This window comes from Nonomuraea sp. NPDC052129 (assembly GCF_040680095.1).
Classification (GTDB): Bacteria; Actinomycetota; Actinomycetes; order Streptosporangiales; family Streptosporangiaceae; genus Nonomuraea.
The window spans coordinates 1-17171 of record NZ_JBFAVX010000050.1 but is presented as its reverse complement, the minus strand read 5'-3'; the positions used below and the strand labels follow the sequence as shown (position 1 = coordinate 17171).

At 72.1% G+C, this 17171-nt stretch carries 11 protein-coding genes; 3 read left to right on the top strand and 8 right to left on the bottom strand.

Annotated elements, in window-relative coordinates:
* Nucleotides 1–27: 27 nt before the first annotated feature.
* The 6 genes from AB0L53_RS55040 to AB0L53_RS55015 are packed head-to-tail and all read right to left on the bottom strand — an operon-like array spanning nt 28 to nt 7970.
* A complete protein-coding gene (locus AB0L53_RS55040) occupies nt 28–1233 on the bottom strand; it encodes a sialidase family protein (RefSeq protein ID WP_364013718.1) in 1206 nt (401 codons plus the stop codon).
* A 40-nt stretch (nt 1234–1273) separates the two neighbouring features.
* Nucleotides 1274–2149, bottom strand: coding sequence for a dihydrodipicolinate synthase family protein (locus AB0L53_RS55035; RefSeq protein ID WP_364013715.1), 876 nt, complete (start codon nt 2147–2149; stop codon nt 1274–1276).
* 53 nt (nt 2150–2202) lie between these two features.
* Nucleotides 2203–3456, bottom strand: a complete 1254-nt coding sequence (locus AB0L53_RS55030) for an extracellular solute-binding protein (protein WP_364013713.1) — start codon at nt 3454–3456, stop codon at nt 2203–2205.
* A gap of 31 nt (nt 3457–3487) precedes the next feature.
* On the bottom strand, nt 3488–6211 hold the full coding sequence (locus tag AB0L53_RS55025; protein ID WP_364013710.1) for a family 78 glycoside hydrolase catalytic domain: 2724 nt from the start codon (nt 6209–6211) through the stop codon (nt 3488–3490).
* Entirely contained in the window at nt 6208–7029 is an 822-nt protein-coding gene (locus AB0L53_RS55020) for a carbohydrate ABC transporter permease (RefSeq protein ID WP_364013707.1), read from the bottom strand. The genes AB0L53_RS55025 and AB0L53_RS55020 overlap by 4 nt, the downstream gene beginning before the upstream one ends.
* Nucleotides 7029–7970, bottom strand: a complete 942-nt coding sequence (locus AB0L53_RS55015) for a sugar ABC transporter permease (protein ID WP_364013704.1) — start codon at nt 7968–7970, stop codon at nt 7029–7031. Before AB0L53_RS55015 ends, AB0L53_RS55020 begins: the two co-directional genes overlap by 1 nt.
* A 288-nt stretch (nt 7971–8258) precedes the next feature.
* On the opposite strand from AB0L53_RS55015, the gene AB0L53_RS55010 reads away from it, so the two are divergent.
* Both AB0L53_RS55010 and AB0L53_RS55005 read left to right on the top strand, forming a co-directional pair.
* The gene (locus AB0L53_RS55010; RefSeq protein WP_364013702.1) at nt 8259–9230 is read left to right on the top strand and encodes a DUF5937 family protein; all 972 of its coding nucleotides are present in this window, start codon (nt 8259–8261) and stop codon (nt 9228–9230) included.
* Nucleotides 9231–9286: 56 nt separating this feature from the next.
* Nucleotides 9287–10471, top strand: coding sequence for an MFS transporter (locus AB0L53_RS55005; RefSeq protein WP_364013699.1), 1185 nt, complete (start codon nt 9287–9289; stop codon nt 10469–10471).
* Between the two features lie 154 nt (nt 10472–10625).
* On the opposite strand, the gene AB0L53_RS55000 is transcribed toward AB0L53_RS55005, so the two are convergent.
* Entirely contained in the window at nt 10626–15563 is a 4938-nt protein-coding gene (locus AB0L53_RS55000) for a hypothetical protein (protein ID WP_364013696.1), read from the bottom strand.
* A gap of 5 nt (nt 15564–15568) precedes the next feature.
* The gene (locus AB0L53_RS54995; RefSeq protein ID WP_364013693.1) at nt 15569–15931 is read right to left on the bottom strand and encodes a hypothetical protein; all 363 of its coding nucleotides are present in this window, start codon (nt 15929–15931) and stop codon (nt 15569–15571) included.
* A gap of 554 nt (nt 15932–16485) precedes the next feature.
* Here AB0L53_RS54995 and AB0L53_RS54990 point away from each other — a divergent pair.
* Nucleotides 16486–17171: hypothetical protein (locus AB0L53_RS54990; RefSeq protein WP_364013690.1), on the top strand; the 686-nt coding region annotated here is incomplete at its 3' end.

The following is a 17171-nucleotide window of genomic DNA, read 5'->3' as shown; positions in this document are numbered from 1 at the left end:
GCGTCGCGGACCGCGGCGGAGGCCGGCCTACCTCACCCGCCGCGCGAGGTCGGCGACAGGGACCCGGCTGAGCTGCACATCCTCCTTGTTGGTGCCGTACGCCGCGTACAGAGAGCCCTTCCACACGATGCTCTTCGGGTAGCTGTATCCGGCGTTCTTGTACAGGCCCTCGAAGCGGCGCGGCTGCAGGTCCTCGGCGGTGCGCAGGTTGTAGGCCTTGTCGAAGGTCACCCCGTCGGCGCTGGTCAGCACCGTCAGCGGGTACCTGTTGCGGGTGCCGGTCGGGTTGCCCACCAGGTAGGCGGTGCCGTCCGGCAGGTTCCCCGCGCTCTGCTTGGTGCGCGAGTCGGGCACGTTGGTCTCCACCGACGCCGACCAGGTCTCGCCGTCGTCGGTGCTCACCGCGGCGAGCTTGCGCAGGGTTCCGCCGCCCTGGTCGCGGAAGACCATCACGATCGAGCCGTCCGGGCGCCGGTACCAGCTCGGCTCCAGCTCGCGGCTCATCTCCGGGGTGTTCGGCTGGTTGGTGAAGTCGCCCTGCTTCCAGCCGGAGACGCCGAGCGGGTCGTCGGTGTAGTACGGCTTGACGAACAGGCCGGGCTGCATGTGGAACGCGGTCAGCACCCGCCCGCCCGGCAGTGCCTTGACGTCCTGCTCGATGATGCCGTTCACCGGCTGCCCGTCGGCGCCGGTCACCCGGCGGGGGCTGCTCCAGTGCCGGCCGTCCCTGCTGGTCACGTACTCGGTGTAGCCGCCGCGCGGGGTCAGGCCGCGTGGCCAGACGTTGAGGTAGGCGACGAGGGTCCGCCCGTTGGTCCACCAGCCGCCGCTGGAGGTGTAGCCGTCGGTGCGCGGCGCGGTGAGCGGGATCTGCTTCGACCACCTCTTCCCGTCTTTGCTGGTGGCGTAGGTGACGATCGTGTCGGGCGCGTCCTCGTCCACGGCGGAGCTCTGCCACTGGGCGTACAGCCGTCCCTTGAACGGCATGAGCACGACGCCGTGGTTGTACTTCCGGTCTTCGGCGCCGGGCGCGAAGACCGTGATGGTCTCGGCGTGCTCGGCGCGGGCCAGGCCGAGCGTGGCGGTGTTGGAGGTGTCGATGAGCCCGTCGGGCACCTTCAGCGGCGCGCCGTCCGCCACGACGGCGTGCGCCGGGGCGGCGGACAGGGCGAGGAGGGCCGCCAGGGCGAGGGCGGCGGTGCGGACAGGGGGGTGTGAACGCGTACGCGTCATGGCATTCTCCATTTGGCTGGATGCGAAGCGATCAAGGTGGTCAGTGGTGGAGCGGGAGGTCGCGGGCGAGCCGCCGCAGGGCCTCCTGGTCGGGTTCCGGGATCGGCATGCGGGAGCGGCCGACCGGCCGCCCGGCGAGGCGGTGCACGGCGAGCATCCGCGTCGGCTCGCTGCGGATCGCGTCCACCACCTCGTCCACGTCGCCCTGCAGGCGCGCCACGGCGCCGGCGTCCGCGCGCTCCAGCGCGGCCCGCATCGCGACGAACGGCTTGGCGAACGCCGACGCCACCCCGGACACGATCCCGTCGGCGCCCGCGGCGGCCGACGCCGCGTAGTCAGCGTCGCTGCCGGTGTAGATGAGGAACCCTTCGGGCAGGCGGGCCCGGTACGAGGCGATCGTGTCGAGCGATTCCCCGCTGACCTTGACCCCCACGACGTTCGGCAGGCCCGCGAGCCGCACCAGCAGTTCCTCGTCCACCGCCACGCCGGTGCGCGCCTCGAAGAGGTAGACGAACACGTCCAGCCCGCCGGCCTCCGCGCTGACGTCCCGGAAGAACGCGTAGACCTCTTCGGGCGGCGTCGGCAGGTAGAACGGGGTGAGCACGGCGATCTCGTGGGCGCCGGCCGCCCGCGCGCCCGCGATGAGTCGCGACACCTCGTACCGGCTGGCGGCCCCGACGTGCACGATCACGCGGATGCCGGGCAGCACCTCCACGGCGAGCGCCGCGACGGCGTTGCGCTCCTCTATCGACAGGGCCGGGAACTCGCCGGTCGTGCCGAGCACGAGCGCCCCCTGGACCCCGGAGCCCGCGACGTACGCGAGGATCTCACGGGTCCCGGCCAGGTCGAGTGCGCCGTCCTCGGCGAACGACACGGGTACGGCGGCGATGATGTCATGTGACGAGGTTTCAGTCATGGATCTTTCGCGGGAGATGGGGAGATTGAGGGATTCGGGGGCAGATGAGCGGATCACCCGGCGCCGTACGCCTCGTCCATCGAGGCCAGCACCTGCTTGGCGTCCGCCTGTCCGGAGAAGAGCTGCTGGATCCCGGCGAACTGGGCGGCCTGCACCTGCGCGTTGGGCCAGCCGGAGTCCGGGAAGGGCGCGGTGTGACCGGCGGCGATGATGTCGATCGCCGCCCGCACCGCCGGCGCCGCCTCGACCTCGGCCCCCTGGATCGCGGGGATGCCGGGCGCGGTGTCGAACCAGACCTTGATGGCCTCCGGCGTGGCCAGCCAGTCGACGAAGCCGAGGCCGTTCACCCTGTTCTTGGCCTTGTCGTTGACCGCGAAGCTCACGCCGATGCCCCGCGGGACCGGGTTGGTGCCGCTGTCACCGCCGGGCAGGGGGAAGAACCCGAACTCCGCGTCCTTCGGGGCGGTCGAGGTGATCTGCGAATACGAGGCGAGCACCTGCACCACGCCGACGGCCTTCCCGGTGTTGACCAGGTTGTAGGACGCGGTCACGTCGGTGCCGAGCGGATCGGCGTTGAAGCAGCCCGCCTTGTTCATCTCCAGGTATTTGGTGAAGGCGGCCTCCCAGCCGGAGCCGGCGAAACGCGCCTGCTGCTTCGCCATCTTGTCGTTGAACGACGGGTCGGCGGCGTAGACGGTCGAGGCGACCAGCGCGTACGGAATGAGCTGCGTCACCCAGTCGGTCTGGATGCCCAGCGCGAAGGCGACCTTGCCCTTGGCCTTGACGTCCGCGCAGAACTTGAGCAACTCGGTGTAGGTCGCCGGAGTCTTCAGCCCGGTCTCCTTGAGAGTGGCGACGTTGTAGATCGCGCCGATCGCGTCGAGCTTGGACGGCAGCCCGTAGGTCTTGCCGCCGATCCGCATCGTCTCGGCGGTGCCGGGCTCGATCTTGGCGGCCCACGGCCGGTCCGACAGGTCGGCCAGGTAGCCGGCCTTCCGCAGGATGGAGATGGCGCCGGGATTGCCGCTGCCCGGCCACACCGTGAACACGTCGGGCGCCGTCCCCGACGACAGCTGGGTACGCAGCGTCGTCTGGTACTGCGCGGTGTCGGCCACGGTCACGTTGATGTCGAGGCCGGTCTTCTTCTTGTACGCCTCGACCACCGCCTGCATCGGCGCCTGGTTGTTCGACGTCGTGGCGATGGTGAGCGCCTTGGTCTTCTCATTGCTCGGCGCCTGCGGCTGCGACCCGCAGGCGGTCAGGGCCAGCGCCGCCGCGGCGAGAGCGGCGATCTTCCGGTTGAACATGCTGGTCGTACTCCAGGGGGGTCGAAGGGAATCAGTGGATCGGCGTCACAACAGGCGTCGCGGCTCCGGCCGGGAAGCGGAAGGTGTAGCTTCCCGACGCCAAGCGCAGCCGGGTGCACCCCTGCCGCTCCGCCTGAAGGGTGATCCCTTCCGAACGGGTGACGTCCTCGCCAGCTTCCGTGATCGTCGCCGCCGAGGGCGCCGGGAGCACGGCCTCGGCGGCCGCTCCCGGCGGTATCAGGACCGACCATTCGCACCACCCCGCCTCGTCGCGGCGCCAGGAGCTGGCGACGCGCCCGCGAGGGGTGTCGATCGCGCCGCGCGCCCAGTCGAGGGAGGTGTGGAGCTGCGGCGCGAGCCGGATGTCGGCGTACCCGGCCGAGCCGGGCGCCTGCCCGATGCCGAGTACGCCGGTGAACAACCACTCGCCGACCGCGCCGAGGGAGTAGTGGTTGAAGCTGTTCATCCGCGGTGACTGGAAACCGCCCTCCGGCGTCCAGCCGTCCCAGCGCTCCCAGATCGTCGTCGCCCCGTTGCGCACGGAGAACAGCCACGACGGGTAGCGGTCGTCGTTGATCAGCGCGTACGCCAGATCCGAGCGGCCGATCGCGGTCAGCACCGGGCACAGCAGCCCGACCGTGATGAAACCCGAGGTGAGGGAGACGCCGCGGCGTTCGATCGCCGCCACGAGCCGCCCGGCGACGGCATCGCGCTGCTCCGCCGCGCACAGGTCGAAGGCGAGGGTGAGCAGGTAGGCGCCCTGGGTGTCGCCGTGCACCCGGCCGTCGGGGCCGACGAACTCCGCCCGGTAGGCCGCGCGGACGCGCTCGGCGAGGCCGGCCAGTTCCCGCGCCTCGGCGTCGCGCCCGAGCGCGGCGAGGCTGCGCGCGGTCAGCTCGGCGCTGTGCGCGAAGTAGGCGGTGGCCAGCACGTCCTTCGGGGTCTCCGCGCCGACCTGCAGCCAGTCCCCGTAGTTGTTGCCGACACGCTCGCGCCAGATCAGCCCGGGATTGTGCCGTTCGATGTGCCGTACCCAGGCGACCATCGCGTCCACGGACTCCCGCAGCACGTCGGCGTCGCCGGTCGCGCGGTAGAGGTGCCAGGGGATCGTCACCCCGCCGTCGCCCCAGGCCGGCGCGCCTTCCCGCAGATGGATGAGGCGGGGCGAGAGGTCGGGGAACGCGCCGTCCGCGGACTGGCCGAGGCGCACGTCCCGCAGCCAGCGGCGCAGCAGCGGGGCGACGTCGGCCAGCAGCAGCGCGGTCGGCGTGAACACCTGCGCGTCGGCCAGCCAGCCGAGCCGCTCGTCGCGCTGCGGGCAGTCGGTCGGGATCGACACGAAGTTGCCCCGCAGGCTCCAGGTGATGTTCGAGGCCAGCGCGTTCAGGTCCGCGCTGGAGCTCTCGAACGCGCCGGTCAGCGCGAAGCCGTTATGCAGCACGACCGCCTCGACCTGCTCGGGGACGAGGTCCCCGGTCAGGCCGGAGATCTCCGCGTAGCGGAAGCCGTGCAGGGTGAAGCGGGGCTCGAACACCTGCGCCGGCGAGCCGTCGGTCCAGAAGACGTCGACGGGTTCGGCGGTGCGCAGGTTCGCCGTGTAGAGGTCGCCGTGCTCGTCGAGCACCTCGGCGTGGGTGAGCTGGACCCGGGTGCCGGCGGGCTGGCCCGTCAGGGTGAGGGCGACGCGGCCGACTACGTTCTGCCCGAAGTCGACCACGAATCGCCCGCCGCCCCGCGGCGTCACCGCGACCGCGGGCACCCGGCCCGTCACCCGCACCGCCGGGTCGGCCTCCGGGACCAGCGTGGAGGTGTCGCGGGAGGTCACCACCGCCGCCGACCAGGCCGAGGTGTCGTGCCCCGGCAGCTCCCAGCCCGGTTCGGCGCGGCGCGAGTCCTCGTACTGGCCCATCAGCAGGTCGGCGTAGAGGATGTCGCTCGGCGACTCCTTCCACCCCTCGCCGCTGACGATCGACCGGCGCGACCCGTCCGCCCCGTCCACGTCAAGCTGCACCAGCAGCGCGGGCTCGGTGCCGTAGTGCTGAGCCTGGTGGCGCCGGTCAGTGCCGATGAAGCCCACGTACCAGCCGTCGCCCAGCAGCGCCGCGACCGTGTTGCGGCCGGGCCGCAGCAGGGCGGTCACATCCCAGGTCTGGTACGTGATCCGCTCCCGGTACTCGGTCCAGCCCGGCACCAGCTCGTCCCGCCCGACCCGCCGGCCGTTGACGTAGAGCCGGTACACGCCCTTCGCCGACGCGTGCACCCGGGCCGACGCCGGCACCTCGGTCAGGTCGAAGCCGTGGACGAAGCGGCGCACCGGCTGCAGCTTGTTCACCGTGTAGCTGATGTCGGTGTCCTGTGGCGGCGAGGCCACCTGGCGGTAGATCGGGTTGCGGCCGATCCACGCGGCCCGCCACTCCCCCGCGTGCACCACCCCGGTGCCGAACCGGGCCCGCGCCACCGCCCGCGCGCCCGTCTCGTCCTCGACCTCGACCTCCCATTCGTAGGCCGACGACGTCACCAGCGGCCCGCCGCCGTAGCGGGCGCCGACAGTGCTGTCCGACTCCACCACGCCGGAGTCCCACACCAGCACCGCGCCGCCGGTCGCCGGCAGGTGCCGCACCCGGACACGGTAGGAGCGCTGGCGCGCGCCACGCCGGTCCGACTCCAGCCGCCAGGAGAACGAGGGCGCGGCGACGACGCCCAGAGGCTCGTGCTGCCCGCCGGTCCGCAGCTCGTAAGGTCGCAACCCGGTCATCCCTTCAGCCCTCCCGCGAAACCGCTGATGATCCTGCGTTGCAGCAGGAAGTAGACGACCAGCACCGGCAGGATGCTGATCACCAGGCCGGCGAACACGATCGGCCAGTTCGACACGTACTGCCCGACGAAGGCGTACAGCGCGACCGTCACCGTCTGCTGCGGCGTCCCGCTCAGATACAGCAGCGGGACCAGGAAGTCGTTCCACACGGTGATCGCGTTCAGGATGACGACGGTGCCGGTGACCGGGCGCAGCAGCGGGAAGATGACGCTGCGGAAGGTACGCAGCGCGCCCGCGCCGTCGATCGAGGCCGCCTCCTCGTACTCCCTCGGGATCGCGCGCAGGAACCCGGTGTAGAGGAAGATCGAGAACGGCACCTGCATGCCGGCATAGAGGATCACCAGCGCCCACAGCGAGCCGAGCAGCCCGACGTCGCGCATGGTCTGGTAGAGCGGGATGAGCGCCACCTGGAACGGGATCAGCATGCCGGCCAGCACCAGCCAGAAGACCGTGGACGACAGTTTCGAGGTGATCCGCGCCAGCGGGTAGGCCGCCATCGAGGAGATGACCACGATCAGCACCACGCTGACGCCCGTCACGATCGCGCTGTTGACCAGCGCGCCCGCCAGGCCCGCCTGCTCCCAGGCGGCGAGGTAGTTGTCGAAGGTCGGTGCCGTCACCGGCCGCAGCGGCGAGGAGGCGTCGCCGGCCGGCCGCAGGGACAGGTTGACCAGGATGTAGACCGGCAACACGAACACGAGGGCGGCCAGGAGCATGACGACCTCGCGCGCGAACACGCCCTTGGTGTAGCGGAACATCAGCTCACCGCCTGCCGGTTGGACAACCGGTACTGCGCGACCGAGAACACCGCGACGATGACGGCCAGCACGAGGGCGAGCGCGATGCCGTACCCGAACTGGTCGAACTGGAAGGCCGACTTGTAGAGCAGCGTGGAGAGCGTCTCCGTCGCCCCACCCGGTCCGCCGCCCGTGAGCACGTACACCTCGGTGAACATCTTGAATCCGCCGATCAGGGTCAGCATCACGTTGATCGTGGTCGCGGTGGCCAGCAGCGGCCAGGTCACCGACCAGAAGCGGCGCCACGCGCCCGCGCCGTCCACCGCCGCCGCCTCGATCACCTCAGGCGAGATCGACTGCAGGCCCGCCAGGTAGATCACCATCGAGTAGCCGGCGTGCTGCCACACCACGATCATGACCACCGACACCGCCGCCCACGTCGGGTCGCCGAGCCAGCTCTGCCGCAGCGCGCCCAGCCCGACCGCCTCCAGCAGGCCGTTGACCGCGCCGTCGGGCGTGAGCATGAACTTCCACAGGTACGCGACCACGACCGGCGTGATCACGACCGGGGCGAAGAAGACCACGCGCAGCACGTTGCGCGTCTTCAGGCCCGTGTGCAGACCGACCGCGAGCAGCAGCCCGACGCCGTTCTGCAGCACCGTGATCGCGAACGCGAAGATGAGCGTCATGGTCAGCGCTTCGAGCGAACTGTCCGAGGAGAAGATGCGCGCGAAGTTGTCGAAGCCGACAAAGTTGTAGTCCGGGGAGAGCCCGTCCCAGTCGGTGAAGGCGAGCGCCCCGCCGCGCAGGGTCGGCACCACGACGGCGAACCCGTAGCAGGCGAGCGCGGGCAGCGCGAACCACAGCAGCTTCCGCGACGGCGCCGCCGGCCCGCGCCGTCCACCGCCGTCCGTTCGCGGCGCTTGGGTGACCGGGCGCGTATCGGTGCTGACGCCGCTCATGAGGCGGTCCCCTCCGTCCGGCCGATGGCGATTTTCCCGGGCAGGACTGCGACGGTCGGCACCGCTTCGGTTTCGATCATCGCCAGGACCGCGTGCCCCATCCGGTCACGCGCGCCCCGCAGGTGGGCGCGCGTTGTGGGCCTCTTCGACGTGAGCACTCCGAAACCTTCCGTTCACTGTTAACGGTGGTCAGTTAACCGTTAACAAAGAGCGCGCGTCAAGACCGGAGGCGCTGCGCCGGACTCCTGCGATACCTTCGGCCGTAGCCGAATCCAAGGGGTCCCTGGCATGCTCACGGTGGCGTTCTCCGCCTACGACCTGACCTCCATCAGGTTCGCGTACTCCCCGCTCAGGGAGGTCTCCGCCGGCATCCAAGCGCTGCGCACCCCCGCGGGGCGGCCCCTGCATCTGCCGTGGTTCAAGCAGGTAGGCCCCCTGATCGGCGGCGATCTGGCCCCGCTGCTCGACCTCATCACCGGCGCCGGTTACATCCCCGACTTCCTGTGTCCCGTCCCCACCAGCCCGACCCCGGACCTGGCCGGCGAACTGGCGGTCCTGCGCGCCAGCCCGCACGAGATCATCCGCACGGACCTCGACCGCATGGCCGCCGAGATCCCCGGCTCGCTGACCGGCTGCGCCATGGAGCTGTACCAGGATCCGGCTCCAGGCCTGGAACGGCTGGCGCACGCCATCGAAGCCTTCTGGCAGCTCGCCATGGCACCGCACTGGCCGCGCATGCGCAACCTCCTCGAAGGCGACCTGCTCTACCGCGCCCGGCAGTACGCCGAACGCGGTCCCGCCGGCGTGTTCGCGGACATGCACGCGGCCATCCGCTGGGAAGATCGCACCCTCTACCTGGACGACCGCCCGAAGGAGCTGTCCCGGACGCTGAACGGTGAGGGCCTGCTCCTGGCCCCGTCCGTCTTCGTCTGGCCCAGACTGCTGTACCGCACCGACTCCCCCGGCCAGGCGGTCATCACCTATCCCGTACGCGCCGTCGCCACGTTGTGGGAACGCGGCACCGCGCCCGCCCCCGACGCCCTGGCGGCCGTCATCGGCCGCTCCCGCGCGCTGCTGCTGGCCGAGCTCGACGCTCCCGCCTCCACCACGGACCTGTCCCGGCGCACCGGCCTGTCCCCCGCCAACGTCTCCGAGCAGCTCACTCTGCTGCTGTCCGCGGGCCTGGTCACCAAGCACCGCGTGGGCCGGGCCATGCTCTACGTCCGTACCCCGCGCGCCCAGGCCCTGCTGGACGACTGATTCGGCGCACGCCGAATGTGTCGCCCCGCACCGAGGGCCGCCCGCACCATGCACTCATGACGATCACGGCTCCCGCCCCCACCCCCGTGTTCCAGGGGCTGCCCAAGGTGTTCTGGCTGCTGTTCTCCGGCCAGCTGGTCAACAGGTTCGGCGGGGTCGTGCTGCCGTTCCTCGTGTTCTACTTGACGGGGCGGGGGTACGCGGCCGCGCAGATCGCCGCCGTCATCTCCGCGTACGGGCTGGGCGGCCTGGGCGGGCAGCCGCTGGGCGGCTACCTGGCCGACCGGTTCGGCCGCCGCGTCACCCTCATCGGCGGACTGCTCGCCACCGCGGCCTGCCTGATCCTCATCGCGGCCGCCGGCAGCCTGGCCTGGCTGATGACCGCGGCCCTGGCCATGGGGCTGGCGGGCGACGTCTACCGGCCCGCCGCCTCGGCGCTGGTCGCCGAGACCACACCGCCGCAGCTGCGGGCGAAGGCCTTCGGGCTCATGCACTGGGCGGTCAACGTGGGCACCGCCGCGGCCGGCGCCGTCGCCGGGCTCCTGCTCGCCCACGGCTTCTGGCTCCTGGTCATCCTGGACGTGACCACCAGCGTCGCCTTCGCCGTGATCGTGGCCATCGGCATCCCTCGTGGCCACGACAAGGCCGCCGCCAGACCCGCGCGCAACGGCTACGCGATCGCGGCCCGCGACCGGGTGCTGCTGGCCGCGCTGGTCTTCCTTCTGCTCGGCCTGATCCTGTACGCACAGGCCTCGTACGCGCTGCCCCTGGCCCTGGCCGCCGACGGACTCCCGGCGTCGCTGTACGGGCTGCTCATCACCGTCAACGGCGCGATCGTCGTGATCTTCCAGCCGCTGTTCATCACCTGGCTGTCGCGCCTGCCCCGGCTGCCGGTCCTCGGCGTCTCCATGACCGTGGTCGGCCTCGGCCTGGCCCTGACCGGCATGGCCAGCCAGCCCTGGCACTACGTGGTCACGGTGGTGCTGTGGTCGATCGGCGAGATCGGCATGGCGGGCTTCGAGGCGGCGCTGATCGCCGACCTCACCCCGGACGGCGCCCACGGCACCTACCAGGCCCTGTACGGCTGGACCACCGCCATCGCCCGCTTCGCCGGACCGGCCGTCGGCGCCGTACTGTTCCAGGCCGGGATGCTGTGGTGGGCCTGCGCCGCGACGGGCGTCGTGTGCGTGGTGTTCGCCTTCACCCTGATGCCCGCGGTCGCACGGCGGGAAAGGCCGTAGGGGGCTCGGGCGGGGCCAGTCCTCGACGGCGCGCAGCCAGCGGATCTGCGCGGTGGCGTCCATCGCCTTGCGTGGTCTTGGGGATGTCCTCACGGGCCAGCCGGTACAGGCGGGCGGCATCCAGCCGGTGCACGCTCGACCAGCGGTCGAACGGTCAGCTTGGCTGCAGGCCCCAGCGGGCGAGCCGGTCGGGGCGGTCGAGGCTCAGGGCGGCGAGGTCCGTCGTGGCGACGTCGGACAGCATCCTGCGGTGGTCCCGCGCGCAGGCCAGCGCCATCATGATCAGGCGGCGAGCGTACGGCGGGTCGGCGTGCCTGGCGATCAGGGCGAGCGCGGCGGCGCGGTGGTCACCGTCGTCGATCGAGCCAGCCACGGCCTCGGCCCGCTCCAGGTCGCCGACCACTGCCCAGCCCCGCACGACCCAGCCCGGCGCGATCGGAGCCCTGAGCCCGTCGACCGCGCCGAGCAGCGTCTCGGCCTGCCGGGCGTGCCGGCGCGCGCCATCCGCGTCACCCGCGCCGACGTGGGCCTCGGCCAGCTCCACCAGCGCGCACAGGCGCGAGAACGGCTCGGCGACGGACGTCGCGACGGCCTCGGCCCGCTCCAGGTCGCCCACGGCGATCCATACGGCCTGCGCCTGCCGCAGAACCAGGCCTCTGTCCGCCCATTCCACGATCGCCGGGGCAAGGGCCTCGGCCGCAGCCGCCAGGCGACGCGCCCGCTTCGGCTGGCCCGCCCGTTGCCGGGCCAGGGCCAGGGCGCACGACGCCATCGCCTTCGCGTACGGGTCGGTCAGGGTGTCGACGAGGGCAGCGGCGGCGGTGAGGTCGCCGGCTTCGGCCTGCGCCTGCGCCAGCACCGCGAGAATCAACTGGTGGAAGTCGCCGGCCAGGTCGTCGATGTGGGCTCGCGCGCGCTGGAGGTCGTCCCGGTTCGTGAGCCGTAGCGTCACTTCGCCGGCCGCCTCCATCCGTTCGAACGGATGGGCCAGGCTGCGCGCGACCGCCCATGCCCGGTCCGCCTCGCCCATGACGGCGAGGGTCCCCGCCAGCGTCAGCACCGGTGACAAGTCGTCGTGCGCGCGGCGCCCGGCGATCAGCTCCTCCCCCTCGTCGGCCAGGCGGCGCGCCGCCGCCAGGTCGCCTTGTTCGGCTCGGCGCAGCGCGATCGGGAGCAACGCCTTGCCTAGCCACAACGGTCCGGGGAGTGTCCGCGTGACCTTCTCCGCCTGCTCGAAGGCGTCCGCGCGGGCCAGCGCGAGCGTGAGCCGGAGGAGCGTCTCCGCCCGCCGGTGCTCGGCGTCGAGCTCCTCCATGGACGACTCCACGAGCCGCGCCAGCCGCCGGCCGCGTTCCGGATCGCCCGCGGCCACCCATAGCGCCACCGCCCCGTTCACCGCCGGCGAGGACGGATCGCCCGCCGCGTGGCGCGAGGAGACGACGGCGTCGACCTCCTCGGCCAGCCGCCGCGCGCCCTCGGCGTCACCGGCGGCGGTCCTGGCCCGCGCCACCTCGGCGACCGCCATCGCGTACGCGCCCGCGGCGAGCCCGTTCAGCGCCTTCTCTGCGATCGTCCCGGTACCCGTGGCCTTCCCGGCCAGCCATCGCAGAAGGTCCTCGGCCCGGTCCAGGTCACCGGCGGCCAGCCGGGCCCGGACGAGCTCGACGATCAGGGCCCTGTCCGCCAGGCCGGTGGACGGATCGGGCAGGACTGCCTCGGCACGGTCGAGCAGGCCGAGCGCCAGCAGTTCCGTGATCAGCAGCGTGCGCGGGTCCGCCCATCTGATTCCGTCCGGTTGGACGGACGTCCAGGCGATGCTGTCCGTCATGGCCGCGGTCACGGCCTGCGCCCGGTCCGGGTCACCGGCCGCCAGCCAGGCTCTCACCGCCGAGGACAGCGGCCACCACCCGAAACCCAGCCCCTCGTCCGTGGCGGTGACGGCCTCGGCCCGCTCGGCCACCCGGCGCGCCTCCTCCGCCTGGCCCAGGCGGGCCCTGATGGCGGCCAGGTCGGCCAGCGCCTTGGCCTGGGCATTGACGTCAGGGAGCGCGTCGATGGCGTTCTCCGCCCGTTCCGCGTAGTCGTCGCCCTGCCCGCGATCGCCGGCCGCCGTCCAGATCTCGGCCATCCGGATCAGCCACTCCACCCGGTCGTCCGGGCCGGTGATGGAACGGGCCGCGGACTCCGACCGGTCGGCCGAGGCGGGGGTCCGGCCCCCGCCGATCTCCACCAGGCGGGCGAACGCGATCGCGCGCAGGTGATCGTCCTCGATCGCGGCGGCGATCTCCTCACCTCGTACCGGATCGCCTGTCCGGACCAGCGTCTCGGCCAGGTCGGCGAGCACCTCCGCCCGCTCGCCGGGGTCGGTGAGCGTGGCGGCCAGCCGCTCCGCCTCCCCCACCGCGTGCGCGGCGCGGTCGCGCTCGCCGAGGTCGGCCCACGCTTGGGCGCGCTGCGCCTGCACCAATGCCCTGGAGTACGGCTCGGTGACGGCCTCGGCCGCGCTCTCGGCGTCGTCCGCCGCCTCGCGGGCCCCTTCTGGGTCGAACTCGGCCCCCACCCACGCCAGCCAGAACACCATCAGCACCCGGGCGGCGGCGGTTTCGAGCGACCAGGCGACGTGCTCGGCCGCCGCCATGTCGCCGGCCTCGGCCAGGGCTTCCACGAGCTGGGACCGCAGCGCCTCCTGCCGGGCGGCGTCGGTGACGTCGGCGGCGTAGCGGGCGGACAGCTCCGGCTCAGCGGCCCCGGCGCAGGCCGCCGCCAGCAGGAACAGCCCCTCGTCGCGGTCGTCGGGATCATCCAGCGAACGGGCCAGGGCCTCGGCGCGCTCCCATTCCCGCAGGCCCGCCAGCCCTTGGACCACGGCCAGATACTGCCCCGGGTAGTGCTGGGCCGAGCTCCCGAGCTCTCGTTCCGCCTCGTGCACCAGCGGCCGGGCCCGCTCCGGCTCCTCCGCCTCCACGAACGCCAGTGCGTGCTCCACGATCAAGGGCACGTCAATGGGTACGCGTGTCTGGGCGTGTGCCGTGGCCTCGGCTCGATCCATCGCCTGTTGGGCCCGGTCCGGCTCGTTCACGGCGGCCCAGACCGTCGCGACCGCGATCAGCAACAGGACCTTCGACGCCAGCGGGAGTGCGAGGGCCGTCCGCTCGACCTCGTCGGCCAGGCACCGGGCCCGGTCCGGCTCGCCCGCCGCGACCAGGGCCTTGGCCAAAGTGGTCAGCGTCTGCGCCCGCACCGCCACGATGTGCTCCGGAACCCCGGAATCCAGGTCGGCCGCCTTCTCCGCCCGCCGGGCCAGCAGGCGAGCACGTTCCGGCTCGCCCGCGGCGGCCCTGGCCCGGATCAGGGCGAGCAGCGGGTTCAGCCGAAGCCCGCGATCGACCGTCTCCAGGAGCCGCTCCGCGCCGTCCACGTCGCCCGCGTCAGCGAGCTGCTCCACCAGGGCGGGCAGCAGGCCGGGCACGTCCGTGGCCAGGGCGCGCGCCAGCTTCTCGGCCCGGTCCGGCCGCCCGCGGCCCAGCCAGGCGCCGGTCAGGCCGGTCAGGGTCTCCAGCGGGGCGTGCGGAGCGGGACGTACCAGCGTGTCGGCGCGCTCCAGATCACCCTCGCCGACCAGCACCTCCACCAGGTCCGCCGACGCCTCGAGAAGGCTGTTCCTGTTCGGACTGCCGTCGACGAGCGACTTGCTCAACCTGGAGTCGACGAGCGAGTGGTACAACGACTCCGCGCGATCCGGGTTGCCCAGCCGCGCCCAGGCCGCCGGGAGCCCGGCCGGGATGTTCTCGCTGCGTCGCATGAGCGAGGCCCGGGCGGCGACCACGTCCAGCATCGCGGCCAGATCCGGCGACTCCTGCTCGCCGATCAGCTCCTGGGCCAGGCCCAGCTCGGTGAAGGCCGCCGCGTCGCCGCCGGCGACGTCGAACAGCCGCTCCAGCCTCGCCGGGTCGGTCGCGCAGTCGACCAGGCGGGAGGCGTCGCGGAGGGCGTACAGGAGCCCGGCGTAGCCGCGTAACAGATAATCGGGCGTGCCGCCGGGCCAGCCGTGCCGCCGGTAGGCATCCGCCCAGGCGTGCAGCCGCTCGCGGTAGGCGGCCACCTCGGCCTCGCCGAGGCTCTCGATCGCGGCCTCGTGCAGCTCCTCGTGCGCGAGCACGTACACCTTCGCCTCCGGCGATCCGCGGCTGCGGAACGTACGGCCCGACACCGCCCGGAGATGGCGGACCACCACGCGTTCCGGCAGCTCCGTCAGCTCGGCAAGGTCGGCGCTGCTCAGCCCGCCGCCCGCGCTCGCCACCAGCCCCAGCAGGTGGTGCTCGGGGCCGCCGCTGTCCAGGAGCGCCTCCAGCTCACGTTCGGCGTCGGCGCGGATGATCTGCGCGTGCGGCGAGACGCTCACCCTCCGCACGATCGCCGGATCGCGCAGCGGATGGCGGCGGGGCACGTCGGCGGGGACGGGCGGGTCGGGCCGCCCTGCGACGATCACCCTCATACCCTCCGGGGGGCGTTCGGGCAGCAGCGCGGCGATGCTGTGCGCGTGCGGGCCCGCGGTGACGCCGCGGTCCTCGTCCAGGCCGTCCACCACCAGCACCAGCCGCTCCCCCGCCCCGGCGCAGGCCTGCCCGGCCTCGGCCAGCAGCCGCGCGAGGTGCGCCTGCCGCGTGGACTCGGTCAGCAGGTCCGGCATCGGCTGCCCGGCCACCTCGGCCAACTGCTCCAGCACCACGTGCTGGAACGCGTTCCCGTCGCTCTGGCTGTGGTAGCGGGCGGTGACGAAGAACGACACCAGTCGCACGCCCGGCGGCGGATGCAGCACGAACCACGCCATCAGCGCGGACTTGCCCGCCCAGGCCGGACCCTGCCACCACACGTAGGCCGGGCCGTCGTGGGACGTGCAGAAGCGCGCCAGCTCCGCCAGCTCCTCCTGCCGCCCGACCAGCTCCCACTGGAAGATCTGCTCCACCTGGTACCGATAGGCCGAACGCGCCGGAAGCCGCAGCGTCCCGGTCACGATGCCGCTGACGGCGATGCCCCCGGGAGCCGCATAGGCTTGACCAGTCCGGATCGCCGACAGCTTCGATTCGTCCACCTGCTTCAGTCCAGGCGGACGCCGGTGTTGGCGTCGCCACCGGAGGCGTCCGCGTCGCCCGTGTGATCGGCCCGCACATCACCGGCCGCAGTGCTTTTGATTGACGGGGCGCCTTTGATCGACACGCCCGTGTTGGCCCAGCCGCCGCGACCGGCCACCGCCTTGCCGGTACGGGACGCCCGGATCCGCCCCTGGGCGGAGCCCGGCAGCGCCGCCCACACCCCGACCCCGACCGCTGCCAGCCCTGCCAGGGCTGACAGCGCGCTCGCCAGCTTGTTGGCGTCGTCCCACCGCAGCACCGCCAGCACCACCGCCACGACGACCACCACAGCGGCCGTCACCACGATCACCGTCCGTCGCGCGTTCACAGCGGCATCATCATCCACCGAACGCCCCCGGCACAATGCCAGGAGGACCAACTGCTGGTCGGCCACCGTTGTCCAGCGCCTGGTACCTCAGGCAGCGGACAATGCCTGCCCGGTGACCTCTGCGGCAGGGGCGCGGTCGGCCGCGTCAGCGGCGGTCTGGCGGGCTTCGAACTCCTCCAGGGCCTGTCGTGCCGCCGCTCGGGTCGGCTTCCTTGTCCCATGGTGTGTGTCTGCTCATGCCGTCCGATCTACCCGTGCGCGTTCAGCACTGAGTACGCCGAAGCAACTCCCACGTCAAAGATGCGTCGGTACCTCACCGCGCGGCCACGTAGCGGGCGCCTGATCCTGCAGAGGAAAGTGCGTCCGATCATGAACCGCCGGTGTCCCGGCGCTTCTCGGGCCCGTCACGCTCTGGCCCCTTGGCCTGCCGGCCGGCTGGCACGCGCCGCGCAGGAGCGCCCACCGTCGTGCTCGTGCTCACCGTACGACGAGATCGACCTCAGGGCAGGTCCATTTGGCGGTGGCCATCCAACGCGCCGGAACCATTCATTCCGATGCCGTGTTTCTCTTTCGAAGATCATGTGACGGGGCTCGCCCTGTACAAGCAGGCCCGCTTTCACCCGCTGCGCGACGAGGACGAGGAGGCCGCGGACGTTCTGGCCGAGATCGTCGGCGTCTTCCGTGCCCTGGTCGAGTCCGGCTCGCGGTCGTTCCGCAATGAGCTCGCCAGTGCGCTCTCCTGGCAGGCCACCTACCTCGAGAAGGTTCCGCAGCCGTCGGACGCGCTGGAGGCCGTGGACGAGGCCGTCGGACGCTATCGCGAGCTGGTCGAGGAGGCCGATTCGAAAGCCGATCGAATCGGCCTCGCATGCAGCCTCCGTCTGCGGGCCGCGATGGTGAGCTTCTACTACGGCCGTGAAGGCGATGCGCTGAACGACATCACGCAAGTCATCACCCTGTTGCGCCGCCTGATCGAGGACGACCCCGAGTCGACCGGCTTCCATCGCGAGCGCGGCCCGGAGCCGACAGGCTCGATCAGCCGATCGGTGGTGCGAGGTATTCCAGCGCGTAACCGTCGCCGGAGGGGGTTACGCGGGCGATGCCGGGTGAGTCGAGGTGGGCGCCGGCTACGAAGTGGTGTGGTTGGGTCAGTTGTTCGAGGAGGGCCGCTCGCGCGGCGCGGGCCTGGGACTGGTTGCCGTCGAGCTCCCAGGACACGTTCGGCTGATCGAATTGGAGC